We start from the raw sequence: 201 nt of genomic DNA on the forward strand, positions 1-201 counted from the left end.
CGGTCTGGGCAATGGCGAGAACTACACCAAGGTGCTCGAGCCGCTGGCCGACAAGCTGAACGCAGCGCTGGGCGCATCGCGCGCAGCCGTCGACGCGGGCTTCGTGCCGAACGACTATCAGGTCGGCCAGACCGGCAAGATCGTTGCGCCGCAACTGTACGTGGCTGTCGGCATCTCGGGTGCGATCCAGCATCTGGCCGG

The 201-nt window shown here is 66.7% G+C and carries 1 protein-coding gene; it reads left to right on the forward strand.

Annotated features, from left to right (window positions below):
- Nucleotides 1–201 (forward strand): electron transfer flavoprotein subunit alpha/FixB family protein (locus PQQ53_RS35055; protein ID WP_408329335.1); only part of this gene is annotated, 201 nt, incomplete at both ends.

Origin of the sequence: Paraburkholderia strydomiana (assembly GCF_046030495.1) — a bacterium.
GTDB lineage: Bacteria > Pseudomonadota > Gammaproteobacteria > Burkholderiales > Burkholderiaceae > Paraburkholderia > Paraburkholderia strydomiana_A.